Source organism: Pseudoalteromonas sp. S4741, from assembly GCF_005886135.1.
GTDB lineage: Bacteria > Pseudomonadota > Gammaproteobacteria > Enterobacterales > Alteromonadaceae > Pseudoalteromonas > Pseudoalteromonas tetraodonis.
Genome location: NZ_PNCN01000252.1, coordinates 1 through 285, shown reverse-complemented (window position 1 = coordinate 285; position 285 = coordinate 1). Strand labels below are relative to the sequence as shown.

Annotated in this window: 1 protein-coding gene; it reads right to left on the bottom strand. The window is 39.6% G+C overall.

The window, feature by feature from the left end:
• A partial coding sequence (locus tag CWC30_RS18030; protein ID WP_138627770.1) for a sulfotransferase occupies positions 1 to 285 on the bottom strand: 285 nt, incomplete at both ends.

The window sequence follows — 285 nt, the reverse complement described above, 5'->3', positions numbered from 1 at the left end:
TGGGAATAAAATATAAATAAACCCTAAGTTTTGGTAATTCCTAGGCAGTTTATTGATCACAAATGCGCAATTGCTCCCAGAAGAACTTAAGTTATGTAAATACATGGCTCTGGCTTGGTTAAATAAAGGCGTTGTTAGCTTAGTTAAGCATTGAGGGTAGCGTAACCCTTTTTTTAGTACTAAAAAAGCGACTAGCTTATTAGTAATACTGGTGTCTTCTCCAAGCGTTGCCCATTGACTGTGTCCTGCTAACATCTGCTCCAGTAAGGTTGAGCCGCTTCGTGG